Source organism: Bradyrhizobium sp. USDA 3315 (assembly GCF_054056795.1).
The window spans coordinates 9418139-9440373 of record NZ_JBSRYP010000001.1 but is presented as its reverse complement, the minus strand read 5'-3'; the positions used below and the strand labels follow the sequence as shown (position 1 = coordinate 9440373).

Sequence of the window (22235 nt, the reverse complement as noted above, 5' to 3'; positions counted from 1 at the left end):
CACTTTCCTTGCGTGAACGTGCGGGGAAGAAAGTACGATGGCAGCTGCTGACTGGACATCAAAGCAAGCATATCCTGACGCCAAGACGGCAGAAGCGGAGGACCTAGCCTGGGAATGTCTACGTCGCGACGTAGAGTATGAAAAAGACTATGAGGTTCTGGCCAGCAGCGAACGATCAGGCGCGATGTCGGATGACTTCCGACGGAAGTGGGGGCTTTCGTTTCGCCGCGGATCCGCGAACGCCGTTCGATAAACAAGCCATTTTCTGGGCGCCCGAGGCGCTGTCGACCGTGCTGCCTGTCCACGCTGCTATCGGTTTGAGGTCGCCCAAACGGTACGGCCTGGATCTCGCCAAACTAACGGGCGGCGAGCTTCGTCGGGCGCCAGATGGATGGCATGCCGTCGTGCCGCTCGGAGGAGCGAAGCATCGCCTTTGGCTGAGAGAACTGCCATCGAGCGGCTCCGTGATTGCCGTCGATCTGCCGCTCGACCGCGAATTCGACGTTCGTTTGCGAGCGGCACAGCGCTTTTGGCGAGCACTCGAACAGCGCCCCCTCGGTCCGTCCCCACGTGCTCTGCCGATCCAGACCCGGCATCGGCTCATCCTTGCTCTGCGTGCCGCAGATGGATGGCTGGAAGGAAATAGCTATCGCGAAATCGCGCAAGGCCTGTTCGGCGCGCTTCACATTCCCGATCGAGGCTGGAAAACAAGCGATACGCGCAGCCGGATCATTCGCCTGGTCAAGAAGGGCTTACGTCTTATCCGGGGTGGTTATCGCGCATTGCTCCGTCACAAGCGCAAAGCCAAGTAAGATCAGTCCTAAGCTCTTGGCTGATCGATTAGTTGCAACCGCGGTCCCCGAAAAGACGCCTCGCAGGTAGGCCAGTGATGTCATCCTTGTGCTGGTTTCCTTCAGGCATTACTCCGGTCGGTTTTCGCGACCGCGGAAGGGCTGTAGACGAATGTAAAGGGGTAGGCTGGTTTGGACCATTCCTCTCGCCGCTTGAGCGATCAGCTTCGGCCACGTTGAACTGCTGTGTCTGGGTCTATTCATCTAAATTGTGGTATCGTCTGATGCGATGTTAGGCGGCTTCCGGGATTGCGGCCTTTTTGCAGAGCCGAGCGATCCATCGGCAAAAGGCACGCGCGACTTCGGGATTGTCACTGCGATCGACCGCGTAGGCCCGATACTGCATGCCGCTTGGCGCGCGCGATCCTGGTATCACATGCAGTGCACCCGCGCGCACGAGATCGCTGACAATGATTTCTGGCGCGACCAGCAGGCATTTTCCCGTCATGACTGCCGGCAGGGCAAGGTAATTGTGATCATATCGTGCCCCCGACTTTATATCTCTTGCGGTCAGGTTCATCGCCCTCAGCCATGTGGGCATGATGTCGGGCCGCGATGTGATGTTCAGAAGCGGCATTGAACGCGCAATCGATAGCGTTTTTCCCGCCACGTGCTCTGGCGAGCCTACGCATACGAGGGTCTCATTGTAGATTTCCCAATCGTCAGCCGGTTCAATGATGGAAAGATCGCGGGTAATCAAGATGTCGAAATCGTCGGAAGATGTTGGCGGAGACAATGAACTGATCACGTCCACGATCACGCCATCCATCTCCGCACAGAACGCCTGGAGATTCGGAATAAGGAAAGAATAAGCGAAGGTCGAAAGCGACGTGCGCACCACAATCCGGTTGGCGTCCGTTTGATTCCGGCGCCGCATTCTCTTTGCGGTGAAACACACTGTATCAAGCGGTTCGGAAACGGTATTTGCAAATAGCCGTCCGAACTGAGTCAATTCACTCCGCCGGCCTCGCCGTTCCACGAGATCTGTGCCGAGATACTCCTGCAACACAGCCAGATAACGGCTGACCGAGCTCTGGGTTGTTCCCAATGCGCTGGCCGCACGCGTAACGCTTCCTTCTCGCGCAATGGTCACAAATGCCCGGACCGCATTGAGGGGCACCTCATCGTATTCGGCAGCCATCTTCCGCTCCGGTACCTCTTGGACTGTTGGCTACTTTCCACGGTAGGCCGTTGCCAAGCGTGGATGCTGTATCATATTATTCGATGCGTACGTCAGGATAACCGCTTATGAAGCGGGGCTCGCGCGCAAAATCAGCAATTGTGGTGCGTTTCGTACGGTTTGGCGCGCGACTGCTGTCGGCGGTTTTTCACAGGTACTAAGCGCCAATGGGTGGCGCAATCACTGCTCTCGCGTCGGCCGCGCGCGACTTTCTAGAGTATTAGGCCGCTACTCAGACTTTCCTAATGCTCGGGATGACGTCTCAGCGGGCCTCTAGGCGGTGTGGACAGTTATCGCAGCCATAGGACGATGGCTGCGAGAGTGATGACGGCAAGGTAATTTCGGGCGGTCTTTTCGAAGCGGGTTGCGACGCGGCGGAATTGCTTGAGCTTTGAGAAGCAGCATTCGACGAGATGGCGCTGGGCATAGAGATGCTTGTCGAGCGGATACTTGAGCGCGCGTGACGGGTTGTTGGGGATGACGGCGAGCGCGCCCTTGGCTGCAATGTCCTGGCGCAGGTGATCGGCGTCATAAGCCGTATCGGCCATGAAAACCTCGGCAGGCAATCCCTCGATCAATGTGGCGGCTTGCGGTGCATCGCCCTTCTGGCCTGCGGTGATCGTGAACCGTACCGGACATCCCAAGCCGCGAACGGCCATATGTATCTTGGTGCTCAGGCCGCCGCGCGAACGGCCAAGCGCCTGATCTTCAGACCCCCTTTTTTGGCCCCGGCAGCATGCTGATGGGCTCGAACAATGGTGGAATCGACAATCAGATATTCGAAGTCCGGATCGTCGGACATTGCCTCGAAGATCCGCCACCAGACGCCTTTGGCACTCCATCGGCTGAAGCGCCGGAACGCGCTGTTCCAATCCCCGAACGCTTCCGGAAGATCACGCCAGGGAGAGCCCGTGCGAACGATCCACAGCACACCTTCCACGAACATCCGATTGTCGCGCCCGGTCGAGCCCTTCTGGTCAGGCCGGCCTATGATCAGCGGCGCCATCCGCTCCCAAGCCGCATCGCTCAACACCAGACGATCCATCACACCCAAGACTGCCTCCCAAAAGCAGCCTTGAATCTGATTTGCTCCTAAAAGGGAATCCTTAGAGTCCACACCGCCTAGCGCTAGGTATAGTTTCAAAAATTGTTACTCGCGAACGGTTCAGCGAAGGAAGCGGGCTTCGGCCGCTTTGACTTCATCCATCCGTTGAAGTCTGAAGATTTCCTCGACTGGTAAAATGTCCTTGTGGACGTGGTGGACACCGCCATCGGCAATGATTCGGCGGAAGGTCTCCTGCATGGCAGTGGCAGAAGCGCGAATCCCGTAGTTGCCGTAGATCATCATGCGGATGTTGCGCAACGCCTTGACCCGCTCGGCGTTAAGATCCGGATAGGCGTTCGGCACGATGACCAGCGGCGCCAAGTCCGTCCAGGCACGTGAAAAGCATTCGATCTCAGAAGGATCCTTCTTTTTCGAATGAATCAGGATCATGTCCGCGCCAGCCTCTACGTAGGCATGGGCCCGACGCAGTGCTTCGGCTTCGCCGAGTCCTGCAATTAGGGCTTCGGTGCGGGCAATGATGAGAAAGTCCGGGTCCCGTCTTGTCGCAACGGCGGCCTCGATCTTCCCTTGGAACTCCTCAATCCGCAGCAGGTCTTGACGCCCATCGGCAACAAGGCTCGTGACTTTCGGAAAAGTCTTGTCCTCGATGACGACGGCGCTGGAGCCGGCACGTTCGTATTCGCCGATCGCATGGATCACATTGATCGCATTGCCATAGCCAGTATCGATGTCAGCGACAATTGGCAGCCTCGTAGATCCAGCGATCGCCCGCAGCATGTCGAGATGCTGTGTCATCGAGATCAGACTCATGTCGGGAAGACCGTAAAGCGCCGACAGCTCGAAACCAGAAGCCCACAGCCCGTCGAATCCGGCTTTCTCAGCAAGGATCGCGGAAAGTGGGCTATGGGCGGCCATGACGTGGACGAGGCCAGTCTCGGCCATCCGGGCGCGCAGGCGTTTGGCAGGGGACACCGAAAGATCCTTCAGGACAGGGTGGCGCAGGCGGCGATGATGCGGTCGCAAGCCCGGGTGAGGTCCGCGAGCGACGAAGCGTAGGAAATGCGGATGAACGGCGAGGCCATGAAGCCGGCGCCGGGTACGACGGCCACGGCGAACGCATCGAGCAAATACATCGCGAAATCGGTGTCCGTTTCGATCACCTTGCGAGTCGGTGTGCTTTTACCGATGACACCTGCACAGGAGGGAAAAACGTAGAAGGCGCCGTCCGGCACCCGGCACGAAAGTCCCTTAGCCTGGTTCAGCTTGGCAACGACAAGATCGCGACGCTGCAGGAAGGCGCTCGCAAATTCATCGATATGCTTCCGTCCGCCGGACAGCGCCTCGATCGCGGCAACTTGCGAGATCGAGCTGGTGTGTGAAGAGGTCTGGCCCTGGATCAGGTTCATGGCCTTGATCAGCGGCAGAGGCCCTGCGCCATAACCGACGCGCCAGCCGGTCATTGCGTCGGCCTTGGATACACCATTGACCGTCAATGTGCGGTCGTAGAGATCCGGTGCTACAGCTGCCATTGTGGCGAAGTCGACGTTGTAGGTGAGTTTTTCATAAATATCGTCAGACAACACGTGGACATGGGCATGGCGGCGCAGCACCGCGGCGAGCGCCGATAGCTCGCTTCGGCTGTAAACCGCTCCGGTCGGATTGCAGGGCGAGTTCAGCATCAGCCACTTCGTGCGAGGCGTGATCGCCGCTTCCAATGCCTCAGGACGCAGCTTGAATCCATGGAATTCATCGCAGGCGACGAGGACCGGCTTGCCGCCAGCGAGCGCTACCATATCGGGATAGGAGACCCAGCACGGCGTCGGGATCACCACCTCGTCGCCTGCGTCGAGGCTGGCGAAGAGGGCGTTGAAAATGACCTGCTTGGCGCCACAACCAACCGTGATCTGGTCGATCCCGTAAGCGAGCTCGTGATCGCGGTCCAGGCTCTTCTGGATCGCCTCGCGCAGCGGCTTGATGCCGGCGACCGGGGTGTATTTCGTCTTCCCGTCATGGATTGCCTGGACGGCCGCGTCGCGGATCGCGGTCGGCGTCTCGAAATCCGGCTCGCCCTGACTGAGCGTGATCACATCGAAACCTCGGTCGCGCAGCTCGGCCGCGCGCGCCGTCATGGCCTTGGTTTCGGAGGGGCGGACAAGTCTGAGCCGTTCTGCAACGAGAGACAAAATGGAGCACCTGCGGATTTCGACGCGAATTGTCGACGCTTCTACTCGCTCGCAAAGCGGCCATCAAACCGACGATCGCGTTTGTCGAATGAAATGATCGCAAGTTGCGATGCCTCGCATGGTGCCGCCAGGGGCGGCCACAGGCGCGGATCATCCGGCGAGCGACGTGCAAGGTTGGTTGGTTTCTGTGTTGATGCGGCGCGGACACGTGGAAAGCCTTTAGGCCAGAAGAGAACGAGCAGGGGGAATCGGCGAGACGCGGCGCGTCGCGTTCGGTGGCCAAATTGCGCTGGTCCCACACGCGATCGGCGCTGAGGCTCGGTTGAGCGCGCGGCAGGTTCTGTTTCCCGAGCGATCTCTAAGCGGGCCGCTAAGTCTTGAGCGTTCGCTTGAAGCTCTGGAGACCCTCGCGCCATCGCAAATAGCTTGGCTTTGCATCGAATTATTTGATCGGTGTCATCCAGCTGTAGCACGATGGGTCTTGAAGCGCAGCCAACCTTTCGGGGGATAGACATCTCCTCGTCGCGCTTGCGCGAAGAGTTTCATGCCAGTGAAGGACATACGCCGTGGCATCGGTTTCGATCGAAAGCATTAGGAAGGACTACGGCCAGACTCCCGTCCTGCGCAGCGTTTCACTGTCGATAGCCGACGGTGAGTTCCTGACGCTGCTGGGGCCGTCGGGCTGTGGAAAATCAACGCTGCTCCGAATCCTCGCGGGACTTGAGGTGCAGGACGCCGGCTCGGTCCGGATCGGCGATCGTGTTGTGGACGGGCTGCGGCCAAAGCGGCGGGATATCGCGATGGTGTTCCAGTCCTATGCACTTTATCCCCACATGAGCGTTGCGTCGAACATGGCATTGCCGTTGCGAATGCGCCGCTTCTCTGCCGTACAGAGGCTTGCCCTTTTAGGCCGTCTGCTGCCAGGAACCGCGCAGATCACTGCGGACATCGACGTGGAAGTCTCCCGTACCGCCAAGTCTCTCGGCATAGGTCATCTGTTGTCGCGCAAACCGGGGCAGCTGTCGGGTGGCCAGCGCCAGCGCGTCGCAGTCGGTCGGGCGATGGTGCGCCATCCGGCCGTCTTCGTGATGGACGAGCCGCTATCCAACCTCGACGCCAAACTGCGCGTGCAGATGCGCGCCGAGATCAAGGAACTGCACCAGCGGCTCGGGGTCACCTTCGTCTATGTCACGCATGACCAGGCCGAAGCTATGACCCTGTCGGACCGGGTAGCGGTAATGCTCGACGGCGAGTTGCTGCAGGTTGCTCCGCCGCAAGACATCTATGCCGATCCGGACAATCGGCGGGTCGCCGAATTCATCGGTTCACCCAAGATCAACATGTTCGACGGCGTGGTGCGCGAACGCGGCCTCATCGACGTGGCCGGCTCAACGCTCACGATCGAAGCCGATGCACTCACAGGTACGCCGCTCTCGCTCGGCATTCGTCCGGAGGCGTTTTATCTCGCTGACCGCGGCGGGCTGGGGACGCTGACGGGTTCCGTGCGAATGATCGAGCATATGGGGTCAGATCTCTTCGTTCATCTTGACCTGGCCGGCATCGACCAGCCGTTGATCGCAAGGCTGCTTGCCGAGCGGGCGCCCCATATTGTGCCCGGCCAGACCTTGCATGTTGGCGTGAGAGCGGACCGCATTCTTCTGTTCACGCGGGACGGGCGACGCTTACGGCGGGAAGGGGATTCTCCTAAGGGTTGCGTCACCCCGTTGTGGGAGGTCGCGGGATGAGTGGACCTCTTGCTCTATCCGAGGCTTCGGACAAGCGATCCATGCCGATCGAAGTGCCGTTGCAAGCCATTCCGCTGGCTCGGAGGCGCGCCCTTGCGGAAGCGCTGGCGGCTTTGGCGCTGGCGGGGCCCGCAGTATTCTTTCTGCTTGTCCTGTTCTTCCTGCCGGTTGCTGCCGTCTTCGTCATCGCGTTGACCGACTGGCGGTTTGGGGCGAACTCTCTTTCTTTTGTCGGCCTTTCGAACTTCCGCGAGGTCTTTTCGGACGCGGGTTTCAGGGCCTCGCTCGTCAATACCGTCCTCTACGCCTTGATCGTCGTGCCCGGAACCGTCATCCTCGGTCTTCTGATTGCGCTCGTCATCGAAAGCGGACGGTCCTGCCGCGGCTTCTATCGCGCCGTCCATTTCTTGCCCTTCATGGCGACGCTCACCGCGATGGCGATGGCCTGGGAAGCGCTGCTGCATCCAACAATTGGTCTCGTCAACCAAGCGCTTGCCGCGATCGGATTGCCGACCGCCAACTGGCTGCGTGATGAGAATATGGCTCTTCCGATCCTCGCCGTGATCGGCATCTGGCAGAATCTCGGTTACGCAATGGTGTTGTTTCTCGCGGGCCTGAAGAGCATCCCGCAGGAGCTATACAGTGCCGCCGATGTCGACGGCGCCGACCTTTGGATTGATCGGTTGCGCACTGTCACCCTGCCGATGCTTGGGCCGGTCACGATGTTCGTTGTCATCGTCGTGGCGTTACGGGCATTCGAGGCCTTTGACACGGTAAAGGTGCTAACTCAAGGCGGGCCGGGCCACGCCTCCGAAGTTCTGCTCTACACGCTCTACCGCGAGAGCTTCGAGTATCTGCGCACGGGATATGGCGCTGCCGTCGCGGTCGTATTTCTCGCCATCGTGGTGACGCTTACCCTCGTTCAGGTCCGCTTCATGGACACCAAGGTGCACTACCAATGAACGGCGCTATTTCCTCGAACCGCTTGTCGCTGTCAGCAGCCCTCGTTCGACACGCGGTGCTGCTCATGACCGGAACGCTCATTCTCTTGCCCTTCGTGTGGATGGTCTCGCTGTCGATCAAGCCGCCGGGGGAGATCTTTCGGGCGTCCTTCTCCCTCTGGCCCGCACAACTATATGCTGTCGAGAACTATACCAAAGCGCTGACGGAGACAGCGCTGCTACGCTATATGGGCAATGGTCTCATCGTCTGCGCGATGATTCTAGTCTCGCAGATCTTCGTCTGTGCCCCTTGTGCCTACGCGCTGGCCAAGCTTCGCTTTCCTGGGCGCAGCCTTCTTTTCGGCATGGTGTTGGTGGGACTGCTGCTGCCGCACCAGGTGCTCTCGCTGCCGATCTTTGCTCTGGGTCATCAGCTCGGCATCCTCAATACCTACGCGGCGCTGATCTTCCCTTATATTGTCTCGCCCTTTGGTATCTTTCTGTTTCGGCAGTTCTTCAAGACCATTCCAGATGACGTCGTGCATGCCGCGCGGCTCGACGGACTTTCTGAGCTCGCCATCGTCTGGAGGATCATGCTGCCGATGGCGCTGCCGGCCGTCATCGCCTTCTCCATCTTCTCGGTTGTCAGCCATTGGAACGATCTGTTCTGGCCGCTCATTGCGGTGCGCGACCAGTCCCTGATGCCGCCTCCGCTCGGCATCATGGCGTTCAAGAACGAAGAGGCTGGCAACGACTATGGGCCCCTCATGGCCGCCTCTACCCTCGTCGTGTTGCCCCTCGTCATCGCCTTCCTTGCCGCACAGAAATGGTTTGTTGAAGGGATGACCGGAGGAGCGGTGAAGTAGCGCTGGGAGATCCTTATGCCTTTGACACGCAGAGATATTCTTGTTGCCGGCACGGCGGCAATCGGCATCGGGGTTTTGCGCTCGTCGCGCGCCGCCACCTCTAAGCTGACATTGAAGATCAGCACCCCAATCGGCACCTATCAGAAAATGCTCGGTGAACTTGGCAGCCGGTTTACCTCTGCCAATCCCGAGATCGTTATAGAGTTCGTAGCCAAAGGCGAAAACTGGGATCCCTTGCTCCAGAACACGCTGCGGGACGGTTTGATCAACGATCTTCCTGATGGCACATGGCAGTCATTGACCTACGCGCCATTGCTCGCCCGGCGTGGCTACGCCCAGCCTCTTGATTCCGTTGCTGGCGGAAGCGCGGCCTTCGCCGAGCTCGGCCTGTCAAGCGCGCTCATGGAGGCCGTATCTGCCGGTGGAGGCGTCCGCGCCATGCCATTCGGCACGACGGTTCCCGTCGTTTACTACAACATGGACCTCCTGAACCGGGTTGGGTACGCCTCGCCCATCCCGCCTTCGACCTGGGAGGACATCATCGCGCTCGGCGTGAAGGTCGCAGCCCTCGACCGAACAATTAATGGTGGCTTCGTCGAGTACGACGCCTCCAATGCCTGGATGTTTCAGAATCTCATCGCCACGTTTGGCGGACGCATGTTGAAGTCCGATTTGAGCGAAATCGCCTTTGATACGGCTGAAGGCTTAAGAGCGTTGGAGGCCGTGTGGCGCTTCGGAGAGGCGAGCACTGTCAATATGACGCGCGAACAGGCGCGCCAAGCGTTCAACGCCGGCACCTGCGGCATCCTCATTCGTTCGGCAAGCGGCATCACATCTGTCGCCAAGGCAGCCAACGGGCGGTTCGAGCTGAAGGTCGGCCAGCTGCCAGTTCCCGCCGCCGGGGGCCGGCTGGTCGGCGCTGCCCATGGCTTCATGATGTTTACCAAGGACTGGGAGCGGCAGAAAGCGCTGTGGGCATTCTTGCGCTTCGCCGCCGGGCCGGACGGCCAGATGATCCTTGCCCGGCAGACTGGCTATCTGCCCGTCAACCTGATGGCGCTTAAGGATCCGGCATTCCGGAACCAGTACCTCGCTATCAATCCCTATCACGGGGAGATCCTTGATCAATTGGCAATCACCACAGATCAGGTCTCCTTCTCTAGCGACAACGCGGTCAAGATCACCGACATGATGACTGAGCTGATGAGGCAGGTGCTTGTGCATCGGACGCAACCAAAGGCGGCGCTCGCCTCGATGGCCGAGCAGACCCGCAAATTGCTCAACACCTAAGCTCGCTCACTTGCCCGCAAGATAGACCCAGGACTTCCGGGCTTTTCGATCATCCGCCGTCCTCTTCAACATAACGGACATCCTCGCAGCGATTCCAAGCATCTTTGACGGGAGGCATACGCCGCGTCGTTCGTCGCGACTTACAGATTTTGAAGCAAACCTACATCGGCGCACCAATTCCGCTGACCGCCTCGTTCCTTCTCACGTCAATCGAGGTGAATCGACCTACCCAGGAGAGAAAAATGCCTAAAATATTGAGTGAAGCGCAGGTTGAACAATATCGTTCCCAAGGGTTCGTCTGTCCGGTTGACGCTCTTTCGGCTGAGGAAGCCAGCGAGTTCTTGGCACGCATGGAAGAGCTCGAAAGTCGCGAGCCAAATCTATGGGCACGATCAAAGATAAAGCCGCATCTTTTGATGATGTGGCTCAATGATCTTATGAGGAACTCGAGTATTCTGGATGCGGTCGAAGACGTTCTTGGGCCGGACATCATGGCATGGGCAACCGGCCACTTTGATAAGAAACCACACGATCCGAGCTTTGTAAGCTGGCATCAGGATGGGACGTATTGGGGGCTTTCCGAGCCAAGCGTTGTGACGGCTTGGATCGCGTTGACGCCAAGTCACCGCAACAACGGGTGCATGCGGGTCATTCCTGGCAGTCACCACCAGGGGCAATTGCCGCATAGAGACACCGACGATAAAAACAATCTGCTCAGTCGTGGGCAGGATGTCGAGGTCAAGGTCGATGAAGCTGACGCCGTCGATCTCGAGCTTCGGCCCGGCCAAATATCCCTTCATCACACGATGCTCATTCACGGTTCAAAGCCGAACTTATCCGACACCCGCCGTCTGGGGATTACCATTAGATATGTGGCCGCGCATGTCAGCCAGACCAGCGGATTTAAAGATAGCGCGACCCTGGTTCGTGGAACCGACAAGCATCGAAATTTTGTCGCCGAGCCACGTCCGAGCTGCGACTTTGATCCGGATGCTGTTGCATTCTATGAGGCGATGGTCGCCGAAAGTCGCAGGCGGAAGGATGCAATTGCCGCCCACCACCAGAGCCGGCAGGAACGGCTCAAATCAGAAAGCAGGCTCTGAGCCCGAGCTCGACGGCTTCGCTCATGGGCGCGAGGGCGGCCGCACCACCTAAGCGTCGCCCTGGCGCATCTGCTGGGCAATGCGTTCGAGCGCACTGCGGTCAAGCGCCGGGCAGGATCGCCGTGTTCCGACGTCTGCTATCGTCAAGAGGCTGGAGAAAGGCTGGCTAGCGTTGTGCGGACAAAATGGTCGTTCAGGCTGAATACCGGCCTATCAGACGAAGGGGGTCCGTATCTCAGCTCGAGAGCGCCAAACAGCGTCGACATTGCCAATCCCGAGCTATTTGATCAGCGGCGCACGGGGTTACTGCCTTGTCGCAAAAGTCACCTCGGTAACGTGCGGTTGACGCAGCAGACCGCCCTGCGCGTAGTGCTCAAATAATTCGGTCAGCCTTTTGGTGACGGCTTGTTGACCGACCATCACAGCCGATCGTTGAATGAGGCTGGAAGAGAAACTCAGTGCGAGGAAATGTGGAAGGCTCGTATCAAAATCCCATTTCCATTGTCGCACCTTCACGTTCTGGAATCTGAGATCGGTTTCGAGCTCACTGTAGAAATTAATCGTTGAGTACGTCCCGGCTGCGGTGGTGAAAGTACCCCTTCGGTACTCCGGAATGCACTGTTCGACGAAATCGTGATATTCCGAAAGCGCGGGACTGTCCGAGTACCGATGTCGATTGTGGACCAGCGCCAAGAGTCCGCCCGGACGCAGTATGCGCGCAACTTCATTGTAGAACGCGTGCCTGTCAAAGCGATGGGCCGCTGTCGCCGCCGCAACAGCAGAGACACATTCGTCTGGAAAAGGTAACCGCTCGGCTGGTGAATTGCGGAATTTGACGTTCAGTTCGCGAGGCGTTGATTGAATAGCAACTTGAATCATGTCGGCGTTCGGCTCGATGCCGATAATGGAGCGCCGACCTTGGGCCGCTGCGGCAAGTACCCTTGTAAAAATTCCTGTGCCGCTTCCCACATCCACAATATCGCCGTCTAGGCGACGGTGAAGCGTGTGATCCACGATGACCTTTGCGACCTCGCCGGGATAGCCTGGCCGATAAAGATCATAATTCTTTCCCTCGCCGGCGAACTCCGACCATGGCGTTTCAAAATTGGGAAAGGTTGTTGCCATGGCAATGTTCGCAAAACTGAAACGTTGTGGCTGCTTTCATGAATTCTCCGATGGCCGACACGCCATCGTCGGGACATTGCTCGCGCCTCCGAATTCCTGTCCAAATCTTGTGAAGAGAGCGGCGATGGCAAAGCGGCCGCCTCCGGAAAACAACAATTCCTCGCTCTCTTTGAACTTCCGCCGCCAAGCGCCACGAGCGCGACGTCGTTTGCGATGCGAGGTGCAGTCGAACGAATTTGCCATCGAAGCCCTGCATGGTCGATGCGTGGGGGCCAGCAGCACAGCTGCCGCGAGGATGAGAAGCCGGGACGTTATCTGGATACAGCGCGTGCCAGCTGATGGTCTGTTCCATGAAGGGGAGAGGGCGCAATGTTGATCGACCCTTGGGTGACACGGTCTTGTCACTTCGATCAAATGCCAGCGTTGATAGTTGACGGCGCGCGAATTGTTGCCTCTAAGCCCAAATGTCAGACCACACTTGGTTGCCGCAATTTGAGGCATTTGCGCGTTTGTCGGTCCATGCGACCGCTTACTGGAATCCCGCGGTGCAGGTAGCTGGCATGCCAGGGGCGTATTGGAAGCCGGTGACAGACCGCGCTTGCATTTGCGCGCCTTGTAACTTCGAGCCCGCGATGCATTGGCGCAGCAATGAGGCACGTCAGCTGGCTAGGCGTGCTTCACTCTGAATTGGATTGTAACGGATTTCTGACGTTGCATGCGTCGCGTTCCACCCGCGACCATTCGTAACGCGGCTAACTTCTTAAACGGAGGCGCCCGGCCGGATGAGGTCGGCTTTCATGCGTCATCCATCATCAAACACGACCGTAACGATCGCACTATTCGATGAGTGGCCGTCAAACGATTATTTTGCGGTGCTACCCGTGGGTCCGACGGGGTCTAACAAGGACAGGGGACAATGACATTTTCCGATGCGCGCTCAGCCTTACATCGAACGATCGAACGGGCTGTACTCGGTTCAACGGCTGGCCTAATTGCATTGAGTGCGGCACGGGCTGCCGATATTCCCGTAAAGGCCAAAGAAATCCAGTATGTGAAGGCATGCTCGTTATACGGTTCCGGATTCTACTACGTGCCCGGCTCTGACACCTGCATCAAACTCGGCGGCTTTGTCCGCGCCGACACGGTGCTGGACAGCTCGAGCTTTGTGATGACACCTGTCTCGGGTCCCGCCGGTGCCAATAATCGGCTGAGCGGTACTTATACCGGTCGTGCCCGCATCGACTTCACCATCGATACGCGCACAGCGACTGACTACGGCTTGGTCCGCACCTTCTTCGAAACGACTCTCAACTGGGCATCGGGCAGCTACACTGGTGCTGGAAACGGCTCTACGGTCTACCAGTCCCTCGGCGGTATTGCGGCGCCGGCCAATGCGGCCGTTGGCAATGTTGGCTATGGTTCGGTTGGCGTCTATTTCGCGTTCATTCAATTTGCTGGATTCACCATAGGAAAGGCAGTCTCGCAGTACAGCTCGCCTTGGGTGCAATATCCAGCCGGCAACTTCGACGGCCTTGCGGGCAGCGGCGGAAATAATACAGGCGTCAACCAGTTTACCTATACCGCCGACTTTGGTCAGGGCTTGACGGCGACGGTTTCGATGCAGGACCCGACTGCCTACTATCAGAGGAATATCTGGAACACGAGTTATGCATCGGCTGCGGGCGTTGTGACAGGCGTTTATGGCTCGCCGAGTTTCGCTGGCACCCGGGCGCCAGATGTCGTCGGCATGACGCGTCTTGACCAGGCCTGGGGTCTCTTCCAGGCTTCGGTCGCAGCACACAATAATCACGCTGCCTACTACGGTGCCGACGAAACGTCTGGACACGCCTCCGATAAGTGGGGATGGGCTGGTCAGCTGGCCTTGTCGATCAAGAACATTCCGACCGGCGTCGGTGATACCATCAACTTGCAAGCTGCCTATGCCAAAGGCGCAATCAACTTTGGTATCAATGAAAACATTCCAGCCTCGTGGGCGATGTACGGCAATTCTGCGAGAGCTGACGCGTATCAAAGCATGGGCCTCGCAGGCATCGCGGATGCCATCTACTCCGGAACGACGGCAGCAACGGGTACAGCTCTTCAGTTGACCACGACGTATGGCTTCAACGGAGGTTATACCCACAACTGGAATCCGTACTGGAACACTGGCCTTTACGGCGGGTGGGCCGCTGTCCGCTACACAGACGCAGCCAAGGCGCAGATCTGCGGCAGCTCTGGCATGGCTGCACTTGGCCTGACCGGTGTCTGCAATCCCGATTTCAACATCGCAGGCGTCGGTACAATCACGCGCTGGTCGCCTGTCACGAACCTGACGTTCTCGGCTGAGCTCGACGCCACTTTTCTCGATCAGAAGTACTCCGGCACAATTAGGGCGCCGGCAGTCGCAGGTGTCGGCAAGCCAGCTGCTGTGTATGAGCTCAAGAACCAGAGCGCGCTGGTCGGGCTTCTACGCGTTCAGCGCAATTGGTGAGGTCCCGTCAGACAACAGCTGAAAGGGAATTCTGTCGTAAAGCCCGGCACACCGATCGACCAGGCTGCGGCCTGATCCCGGAGCCTCTTGCGGTACATTTCCCTCCCCGACCTAGGCCACTCCTTCAGAGTGGCCCTTTTTGGTCGAGCACCATGTGCGGTGATCACTTGAACTAATTTGCCTATTTTTCTCTATTTTTACGTAGGTGCAACAACCTTCAAAAAAGCTCCGGAAGGCTGCTGCCGCACCCGCATCATCAAATGTCGAATCACGGTGATCCTATCACGCCGCTCTGCTTTAAGAATGCTGGTCCTCAGTTTGTGGGCGCTGCACCAATTGTCCGGCATGACAACGATTCCTGGCAGCCGTGAGTTCTTTACTTCCGATCTCACGCATTCTGCGCGTTCGTGGATTGGAGGAGAACCAAGCGGCTGACGATGTTTGGGTTGAAGACGATTGGCGTGAGAAAGATCCATCAGAGCAGGTAGGCTACAAAGCTGAGCTTAGAACGCAATGATCGCGATTTGGCCTGCAGACCAATATTGCAGGCTCGCCTAATCATCCGACAGTGCGGTCAGCCTGAACCTCCAGCAACGGCGTCTCAAGGCTCGGTATGTCCGGCATAGCCTGGCCGGCGATCGCCTGAAGGTCGCCCTCCACCATGCCGACCGTTGATTCAATGACGGACAGGATCTGCGTCTCGCGCTTTGCCCACTGCCGACTGATGAATTTGCGTTCCTTATCGAGGTCCTCGCGCATGTCGGTGAACTTCTCGACGACGGCGTCGACGCGTTGGCGGAATTTTATCCCGGTCAAATAATGGTAAGCCTGCTCCATCTTGGTTTGCTGGCCCTGCTGCACCAGGCGGGAGTTTGTGACGTCGATAAGTCCCTGGCGGAGCGCAACTGCCACAGCAACAGCGCAGCGGGGGTGGGCAACCCATACCCCGTCGATCAGATCGAACTGCTCTACGTGCTTCGGCAGCGCCTGCGAGATGATGAGTGCTACGTCTGCGGCACAACGGCGCTGGTCGTCGCGTAACTTTGCGAGCCCAGCCATCGCTCCAGGCCTTGGTCCGCTTGGATTGCCAAAGGATGATGCCGGTAGGCTGACCGATTGTGCCGTTCACCTGCTGCCTGACGTCGGCGCCGAGTCTTGATACACGAACCGTGCAAGACTCGACTGACGCAACCAACAGGTAGTCGAAGTTGTTCCTATTATGTTCTCAAAAGATTGTGACATAATCGAAGTGTCGCTTCAGATGGAGCGACAACAAGAGCTCAAAAATACTCTTGCAAGGTATTCTAACTAGCCATATATGTCTACTAAATATCATCAATAAGTCATATATGAGTAGTTAAATGAGCTCGCCGAAATCCAATACAGCGCTCCAGCGCTTGGGGCAGGACCTCCGGTTGGCGCGGCTGAGCCGCCGGATCGCAATGACCGATCTCGCGGAGCGCGCCGGAACGTCGGCCAAGACCATCCAAAGGCTCGAGAAGGGCGATCCTAAGGTCGCTGTAGGTACGCTCGCGGACGTGCTCGTCTCTCTCGGACTTATCGAGAAATTGGCCGACCTCGTCGACGTCCGAAAGGACGATCTGGGTCTGGCGCTGGCCTCCGAACGGATACCGCAGCGCGGTCGATCATTCGCGGCTTCCTTGCGAAGGCGGAAGCGGACGGACGATAAGGCCGAGCAGGACGAGCCCGGCGACGTCGATCCCGACGGGGTAGCCTTCTGATGACTGAATACTATGCCCGAGTTGCCCTCGGCGAGGGTCTGACGCGAGTAGGCGAACTGCGCTTCACGAAGACCGGCCCCCGACAGTTTTCGATCTTTGCCTACGATCCGGCCTGGTCGAAGGATCCCCGCGCCTTTGCACTGCAGCCGAACATGCCCTTCGACGGCGGGCCATACCATGCATCGGCGCAATCCGGAGAACCGCGCGAAGCGCTCGCCGGCGTCTTCTCCGACGCTGCGCCCGACAGCTGGGGACGCAGGCTGCTCGAACGCGCCTACGGCAAAGGTCTTTCGGAGTTCGAATATCTGACCCTGTCGGACGACACTTGCAGGCAAGGCGCCTTGCGCTTTATGGACGAACAGGGAAAGGTCATCACCGGGAAGGCCGACGATGCGGTACCGCGTCTGCTCGATCTGCAAGCGATCACGGCGCTCGCGCGCGCTTACGAACAAGGGAAGGAATTGGCGGCGGAGCAGATGCGCGCTCTCGCGGGCGCGGGCGCCTCAGGCGGCGCTCGGCCCAAAGCCAATGTCCGCGAAGGCGACGTTCTCTGGCTCGCCAAGTTCACGTCCGTCCACGACCAGCATCCAATCGAGCAGGTCGAAGTCGCGACGCTGAAGCTCGCGAAGTCGTGCGGCATCCGCATTCCCGAAGTCAGGTTAGAACTCGCCGACACGCAGTTTCCCGTCGCGCTCGTCCAGCGTTTCGATCGACGCGGACGCGCGCGCATTCCCTATATCTCCGCACGGACGGCGCTCGGAAAGACGGGCGCGGAACTCGGCTCGTACACGGAGATCGTCGATTTCATGAGGACATCCGCTCCGGAGCCAAAAGCGGATTTCGAAGAACTCTATCGGCGAATGGTCTTCACCATACTTGTCTCCAACAAGGACGATCATCTGAAGAACCACGGATTTCTGTACGTCGGTTCGGGACGCTGGCGCCTCTCGCCGATGTTCGACGTGAATCCCGCGCCCGATCGCGATCCGCATCTGGAGACGGCGATCATGGAAGGCGGCGCGCACGACCGATCGATCAAGCTTGCCTTGGAGGCCTGCGCGTTCTTCGAAATCGCCGAGGCGGACGCGCGAACGATCATCCGAGAAACGGCTCGGCGGGTATCTGACGGATGGCGCGAGGCTTTCCGCCAATCAGGAGTCAGCGGTGCCCGATTGCGTGACTACGACGCCGCCTTCGATCACGATCAGTCCGAAATCGCTAAATCCGTTTAATTGGATATATACGACCTATTAATATAGTTAAATGGTCATAAATGACCAATTGTTGGATTGTGATTCTCGACATGCGCGAGAGGAGCCGGACGGCATCCGAAGCCGTCCCGTCGACAAGAAAACGGCCGAATTCCCCGTTTAGGGGTCTGGCTTCTTGCCTAGAGAGCCGGACTGCATTGCGCTGTCCGGGCCGCTGCGCGACATGCAACACGTAACGGGTAGTCGCTGGATGTCGAACAGACGGCGCTTGGATCGGGTCGACGACCAGCCGGCGTCGGCGGAAACATCATTTAGATGGGCCTGCCAGTATTCGGGAGGCGTCTCGTCGCCGCGACTAATCGGCGACGGAGACCGGGTCGCGGTCTCCGTGGCCATTATGTCCATCTGCTGAGGGGCGGCGTGCGGGCACGTGCGGGTCTTTCCGAGGCTATACCGGCTCGACGAACGCACATGAACAAAAGAGTCCAGCCGAATTTGAGCTGGCCTCAAAAGCCTGTCTTAGCAATTGAGAAATCCCGGCGTGCTATGGTTTTTTGTAGAAAGCCTAATTATAGATTGGAATTGGCCAACCAAGTTTGGTTTTTATGAAGCGCAGCGATCTCAGCCACACGATCCGGGAGACCCTGAAGAGGCTGCCGCCGCCGTACGATTCCCACTACGGAATCGTGCCGCCGGCCCCCCCGGAGGACGGTATCTTCGCCCCTGGGGCCACAAAAGCCTTGGAGGCCGCTCAAGCGGCGTTCGGCAAGGTCGATGTCATCGCCGCCCAGATGAAGGACCCCTACATCGTCAGCCGCGTGCTGACCAGACGCGAGGCGGTCAGTTCATCTTCGATCGAGGGTACGCAGAGCACTCTCGACGAACTTCTCTTCGTTGAGGAGACGGGTGACGATGGCGCCAGGGACGAAGCGCGTCAGGTGAGAAACTACGCCGTGGCGCTCGATGGATTCATTCCGCTTGCGGCGAAGGACGGGTACGACGTCTTCACGATGGATCTGATCAAGGATCTCCACCGAGCCGTGATGAAGGACGATCCGGACTACAAGGACGTTCCCGGCGACCTCCGCACGCGCGTCGTGTGGATTGGCGGAAACAAGGACATTGCATATTCGACCTTGAACCCTCCGCCTCCTGCGGACGTTCACGACTGCCTCGCTCAAACCGTTGACTTTCTGCGGAACGAGGGAATGCAGCAGATGACTCAAGGGTTCATCACGCGCATGGCGATTGCGCACACTCATTTCGAGGCGGTGCATCCCTTCCGCGACGGCAACGGCCGCGTCGGCCGTCTCCTCCTTCCACTGATGATGGCGGCCGAGAAGCACGTCCCGTTGTACCTCTCTCCCTATATCGAAAGCAAAAAGGATACATACTATGCTTCGCTCAAGGATGCCCAACAGCGGTTGGATTGGCAGCCGATCATCACCTTCATGGCTGACGCCGTAACCGGCACGGTCGAAGAACTCATTCGGACGCGTGAGGCGTTGTCCGAATTATCCGATTTGTGGAGGAGGCGCCGCAAATTCCGCAAGGGATCCGCGGCCGCGCGCGCGCTCGAGGAGCTTCACAACTATCCGGTCGTGACGGCCAAAAGGCTCGGCGAACTTCTGGACATCAGTCCTCCGCAGGTCCACCAAGCGATCGCTCAACTGGACGAAGCAGGAATTCTGGAAGAACGTACCGGTTACTCGCGCAACCGCGTGTATGCCGCTACCGAAGCGCTCGGCATCATCAACCGTCCGTTCGGCGAAGAGCCTGTCCTTCCCGATCAGGTGGATCCGGAAGAGCCCGGTCCCAGGGGACCGTGACCGGTATTGGATTGGTATACCCGACAGTCGCGCTTCCGAGCCTGCTACCCAGTGAACCGCGGACCCGCGCGGCATCTTATGATGGCGATATCGGCACCATGGTGATGCCGGCATTCATGTGCCGATCTTCGGCAGGACCAGCAGCAGCACCAGCAACGACTGAAGTTTTGTTCGCCGTCGCCGACGATGCCAGCGCGTGCTGGGAGTAGTCCTATTTGACCTCACCAACAGTCTAAACGCTTTGGTCCATAAAGAAAGGAAGTACTCTGGCGAGAGGGAAATTTGAGCGGTCGTCTGCGGGAGGCACCTGCGGGTAACTTTCTCGCAAGCCACTGCGTTTTTCTCAGAACAAACGAGAGTCGGCCTGTGAGCGAACTTTGGACCATCAGGATTTGAGTTTCGAGCCTTTGATCGTCGCCGAGGCGCCGGATCAGCCGGCTTGATCTGTGCGAGACGAAATCCGGGCGGAACGGCCCTGCCGGCTCAGCCGTCAGCTACCGAACACGAATTCCACCCGGCTGGCGGCATAGGCGGTCTGACCGAAAGAAATCAGACGCTCCTCGGCGTCGACATTTACGACATCGGTCTGCAGCACATGCTCCGTCGTTGGGATCTTCAGTCGCTCGACTTCAATGGTCGTTGGCGGCCGCGATCGCATGCGAACAGACTTGCGGTGGTAGTCCATTACGCCGAGCTTCTTCAACACCGCCGAGGTGGACAAGACGGCATCGGCGTGCCGCGCCGCCTTTTCGAAAGCCCGACCGATGTTGGGGAGCAAACTTTCGGGGAAGTAACTGGGTCCATAGCCGATCGGCACGCCATCAGCCTCACTCAAGGTAGTCACCACGACCACGCTCTCACGATCACGGAGCCCAAGTGCAGCGCACACCGCAGCCGAGGCGTCGGCTTGCTCGACCGAAATCAGCTTGCGGGAGGGCTTCTTTCGGTTCTCAAGAATGTTTTCCTCGAAGTACTTCCTGTTCTCGAAGTGATAGTTGATTGGGGCGTGGGAAACGAATGTCCCGCGGCCCTGCTCCATGCTGACGACGCCCTCGTTTTCGAGATGCGACAGAGCGCGCAGCACGGTCAGGCGATTGACGCCAAATCTGGTTGCGATCGCCGGCGCTGAAGGCAGCCGCCCTCCGGGCGCCAGGGCGCCGCGGTTGATGTCGTCGACTATGGAATCCACGATCCGCCGCCACATGCTGATTCCTTCCACCGTCCGTTTCACCATGTGCTGATGTGGTCCTCCCAGATAATGCCGAATTTGCCAGGCAACGCCCCTCGACGCCAACAGTAGGTTGGCACGATTCGCCCGATCATTTGCGTTCGCCCATAAGGCTTGGGTGCGAGCCAAGCTCGACTGTGGTCTCGGCGATTGCCTTAAGACCGACGGCAAGCTCATCACGCGTTTCCGGGGACCCGAAGCAGACCCGCGCAGCGTCGGGCACCGGACCACCGTCAGTGACAAAAGGGCCCGCGTCGCCGGCGAGCACGCCGCGGGCCTTGAGCTGAGCATGGAATGCCTCGCGCTGTCCCTTTGGCAGCTTCAGCCATCCATGGATCGCGCCAAGCGGAGAGGCGAAGTCGAGGCCGGCAAGTGCGGAGATGGCCATGGCGTGGCGCCCGGCGGCCTCCGCGCGGACTGCCTCGAACAGCCGACTAGCCATGCCGCTCTCCATCCAGTGTGAGACCACTGCAGCCGTGATCGGTGCCGCCATCCAGAAGGTGGAGCGTACGCCAGGCCAAAAGGCCCGCTTGGCCTCGGTGCCCGAAGGGGCTACCACATAGGCGAACCGCAGGCCCACGGTGAAGCTCTTGCCGAGTCCCAGGATATACCAGCTGATATCCGGCGCGAGCGCACTCATCGGCGGCGGCGCGTCGGCAGGCAAAGCGCTGTAGATGTCGTCCTCCACGATCGCAACACGATAGCGTCGAGCAATCTCGATGATCTCCTGCCGGCGGGAGAGCGGCATGACGACCGTCGTTGGATTCTGCAGGGTGGCCAAGCAATACAAGGCTTTGGGGTTCAGCCGGCGGCAGGCCTCGTCAAGTGCGGCAGGGATCATACCGTCCACATCGCAGGCCACGGATTCGGTGCGGAATCCGTACTGCCGGGCGATGGCGGGGACCGCGGGATAGGTAAGTGGCTCGGTGAGCAGGGTCTCGCCGGGGCGCATGATCGCGGGATAAATCATATTCATTGCGCTGAGCGTGCCGTTGGTGAGCACAACCCGCTCCTCAGATGGCGCCTTGCCTAAGCGACGAGCCAGCCATTGCCCGCCTTGGATGCGATCTCTTTCTGTCCCCATGAAACGATGGGTGCGCGTCAGGGCCGTGAAGTCCGTCTCAACGAGAAGGTCAGTCAGCGCCGTCCGGAACGCTTGATTGGTTTCTGGAACGGGTGGCGGAAGGTTGCGGCTGAGATCGGCGACGACAGTCATGCGGACTCCAGAGTTTGGATGAAATTCGGACGTTCAGCCTAGCTGATAATGATCTATATCACTAGACCTTTTGGAGAGGCCCCTATAATCTGGGAGTAGACAGGGGAACGGCAGGCATGGCGGCAGCACAAAGACGAATGGGGTCGGAAATTCGGGAGCCATGCCCCA

At 58.9% G+C, this 22235-nt stretch carries 19 protein-coding genes and 1 pseudogene; 12 read left to right on the top strand and 8 right to left on the bottom strand.

Going from position 1 to position 22235, the window contains the following annotated elements; translation table 11 throughout:
- Positions 1-37: 37 nt before the first annotated feature.
- Both ACVIYL_RS43925 and ACVIYL_RS43920 read left to right on the top strand, forming a co-directional pair.
- On the top strand, positions 38-253 hold the full coding sequence (locus tag ACVIYL_RS43925) for a transcriptional regulator domain-containing protein (RefSeq protein WP_456781628.1): 216 nt from the start codon (positions 38-40) through the stop codon (positions 251-253).
- Positions 192-812: a DUF2285 domain-containing protein gene (locus ACVIYL_RS43920; RefSeq protein ID WP_456781627.1), complete on the top strand. Its 621-nt coding sequence runs from the start codon at positions 192-194 to the stop codon at positions 810-812. The genes ACVIYL_RS43925 and ACVIYL_RS43920 overlap by 62 nt, the downstream gene beginning before the upstream one ends.
- A 271-nt stretch (positions 813-1083) precedes the next feature.
- Here ACVIYL_RS43920 and ACVIYL_RS43915 read toward each other — a convergent pair whose 3' ends face one another.
- The 4 genes from ACVIYL_RS43915 to ACVIYL_RS43900 form a co-directional block, all read right to left on the bottom strand.
- A complete protein-coding gene (locus ACVIYL_RS43915) occupies positions 1084-1992 on the bottom strand; it encodes a LysR family transcriptional regulator (protein WP_456781626.1) in 909 nt (302 codons plus the stop codon).
- 329 nt (positions 1993-2321) lie between these two features.
- A protein-coding gene (locus tag ACVIYL_RS43910; protein ID WP_092083899.1) for an IS5 family transposase occupies positions 2322-3085 on the bottom strand; the annotation gives its coding sequence in 2 pieces (ribosomal slippage) (positions 2322-2747 and positions 2750-3085; 762 coding nt in all).
- A gap of 111 nt (positions 3086-3196) precedes the next feature.
- Positions 3197-4069, bottom strand: a complete 873-nt coding sequence (locus tag ACVIYL_RS43905) for an isocitrate lyase/phosphoenolpyruvate mutase family protein (RefSeq protein ID WP_456781625.1) — start codon at positions 4067-4069, stop codon at positions 3197-3199.
- Between the two features lie 11 nt (positions 4070-4080).
- Positions 4081-5280 (bottom strand): pyridoxal phosphate-dependent aminotransferase, encoded by a 1200-nt coding sequence (locus ACVIYL_RS43900; protein WP_456781624.1) that lies wholly within the window; start codon positions 5278-5280, stop codon positions 4081-4083.
- 566 nt (positions 5281-5846) lie between these two features.
- On the opposite strand from ACVIYL_RS43900, the gene ACVIYL_RS43895 reads away from it, so the two are divergent.
- From ACVIYL_RS43895 to ACVIYL_RS43875, 5 genes are all read left to right on the top strand, one after another.
- Positions 5847-7025, top strand: a complete 1179-nt coding sequence (locus ACVIYL_RS43895) for an ABC transporter ATP-binding protein (RefSeq protein ID WP_456781623.1) — start codon at positions 5847-5849, stop codon at positions 7023-7025.
- Between the two features lie 41 nt (positions 7026-7066).
- Complete coding sequence (locus tag ACVIYL_RS43890) at positions 7067-7987, top strand: carbohydrate ABC transporter permease (RefSeq protein ID WP_456781622.1); 921 nt, start codon at positions 7067-7069, stop codon at positions 7985-7987.
- Complete coding sequence (locus ACVIYL_RS43885; protein WP_456781621.1) at positions 7984-8832, top strand: carbohydrate ABC transporter permease; 849 nt, start codon at positions 7984-7986, stop codon at positions 8830-8832. Before ACVIYL_RS43890 ends, ACVIYL_RS43885 begins: the two co-directional genes overlap by 4 nt.
- A 15-nt stretch (positions 8833-8847) precedes the next feature.
- Positions 8848-10122, top strand: coding sequence for an extracellular solute-binding protein (locus ACVIYL_RS43880; protein ID WP_456781620.1), 1275 nt, complete (start codon positions 8848-8850; stop codon positions 10120-10122).
- A 242-nt stretch (positions 10123-10364) separates the two neighbouring features.
- Positions 10365-11225 (top strand): phytanoyl-CoA dioxygenase family protein, encoded by an 861-nt coding sequence (locus ACVIYL_RS43875; protein WP_456781619.1) that lies wholly within the window; start codon positions 10365-10367, stop codon positions 11223-11225.
- A gap of 303 nt (positions 11226-11528) precedes the next feature.
- On the opposite strand, the gene ACVIYL_RS43870 is transcribed toward ACVIYL_RS43875, so the two are convergent.
- Positions 11529-12350, bottom strand: coding sequence for a class I SAM-dependent methyltransferase (locus tag ACVIYL_RS43870; RefSeq protein WP_456781618.1), 822 nt, complete (start codon positions 12348-12350; stop codon positions 11529-11531).
- A gap of 916 nt (positions 12351-13266) precedes the next feature.
- Here ACVIYL_RS43870 and ACVIYL_RS43865 point away from each other — a divergent pair.
- On the top strand, positions 13267-14841 hold the full coding sequence (locus tag ACVIYL_RS43865; RefSeq protein ID WP_456781617.1) for a porin: 1575 nt from the start codon (positions 13267-13269) through the stop codon (positions 14839-14841).
- Positions 14842-15018: 177 nt separating this feature from the next.
- Positions 15019-15276, top strand: a complete 258-nt coding sequence (locus tag ACVIYL_RS43860; protein ID WP_456781616.1) for a hypothetical protein — start codon at positions 15019-15021, stop codon at positions 15274-15276.
- A 123-nt stretch (positions 15277-15399) separates the two neighbouring features.
- Here ACVIYL_RS43860 and ACVIYL_RS43855 read toward each other — a convergent pair.
- Positions 15400-15991 (bottom strand): annotated as a pseudogene (locus tag ACVIYL_RS43855) (DUF2130 domain-containing protein); the annotation flags it as partial.
- A 211-nt stretch (positions 15992-16202) separates the two neighbouring features.
- Between ACVIYL_RS43855 and ACVIYL_RS43850 the strand changes: the two are divergent.
- The 3 genes from ACVIYL_RS43850 (at position 16203) to ACVIYL_RS43840 (ending at position 19623) form a co-directional block, all read left to right on the top strand.
- Positions 16203-16583, top strand: coding sequence for a helix-turn-helix domain-containing protein (locus ACVIYL_RS43850; RefSeq protein ID WP_456781615.1), 381 nt, complete (start codon positions 16203-16205; stop codon positions 16581-16583).
- Complete coding sequence (locus ACVIYL_RS43845; RefSeq protein WP_456781614.1) at positions 16583-17815, top strand: type II toxin-antitoxin system HipA family toxin; 1233 nt, start codon at positions 16583-16585, stop codon at positions 17813-17815. Before ACVIYL_RS43850 ends, ACVIYL_RS43845 begins: the two co-directional genes overlap by 1 nt.
- A 584-nt stretch (positions 17816-18399) precedes the next feature.
- Entirely contained in the window at positions 18400-19623 is a 1224-nt protein-coding gene (locus tag ACVIYL_RS43840) for a Fic family protein (protein ID WP_456781613.1), read from the top strand.
- 490 nt (positions 19624-20113) lie between these two features.
- Here ACVIYL_RS43840 and phnF read toward each other — a convergent pair whose 3' ends face one another.
- Both phnF and ACVIYL_RS43830 read right to left on the bottom strand, forming a co-directional pair.
- The gene (phnF, locus tag ACVIYL_RS43835; RefSeq protein WP_456781612.1) at positions 20114-20857 is read right to left on the bottom strand and encodes a phosphonate metabolism transcriptional regulator PhnF; all 744 of its coding nucleotides are present in this window, start codon (positions 20855-20857) and stop codon (positions 20114-20116) included.
- 85 nt (positions 20858-20942) lie between these two features.
- Positions 20943-22067, bottom strand: coding sequence for an aminotransferase-like domain-containing protein (locus ACVIYL_RS43830; RefSeq protein ID WP_456781611.1), 1125 nt, complete (start codon positions 22065-22067; stop codon positions 20943-20945).
- Positions 22068-22235: the final 168 nt, after the last annotated feature.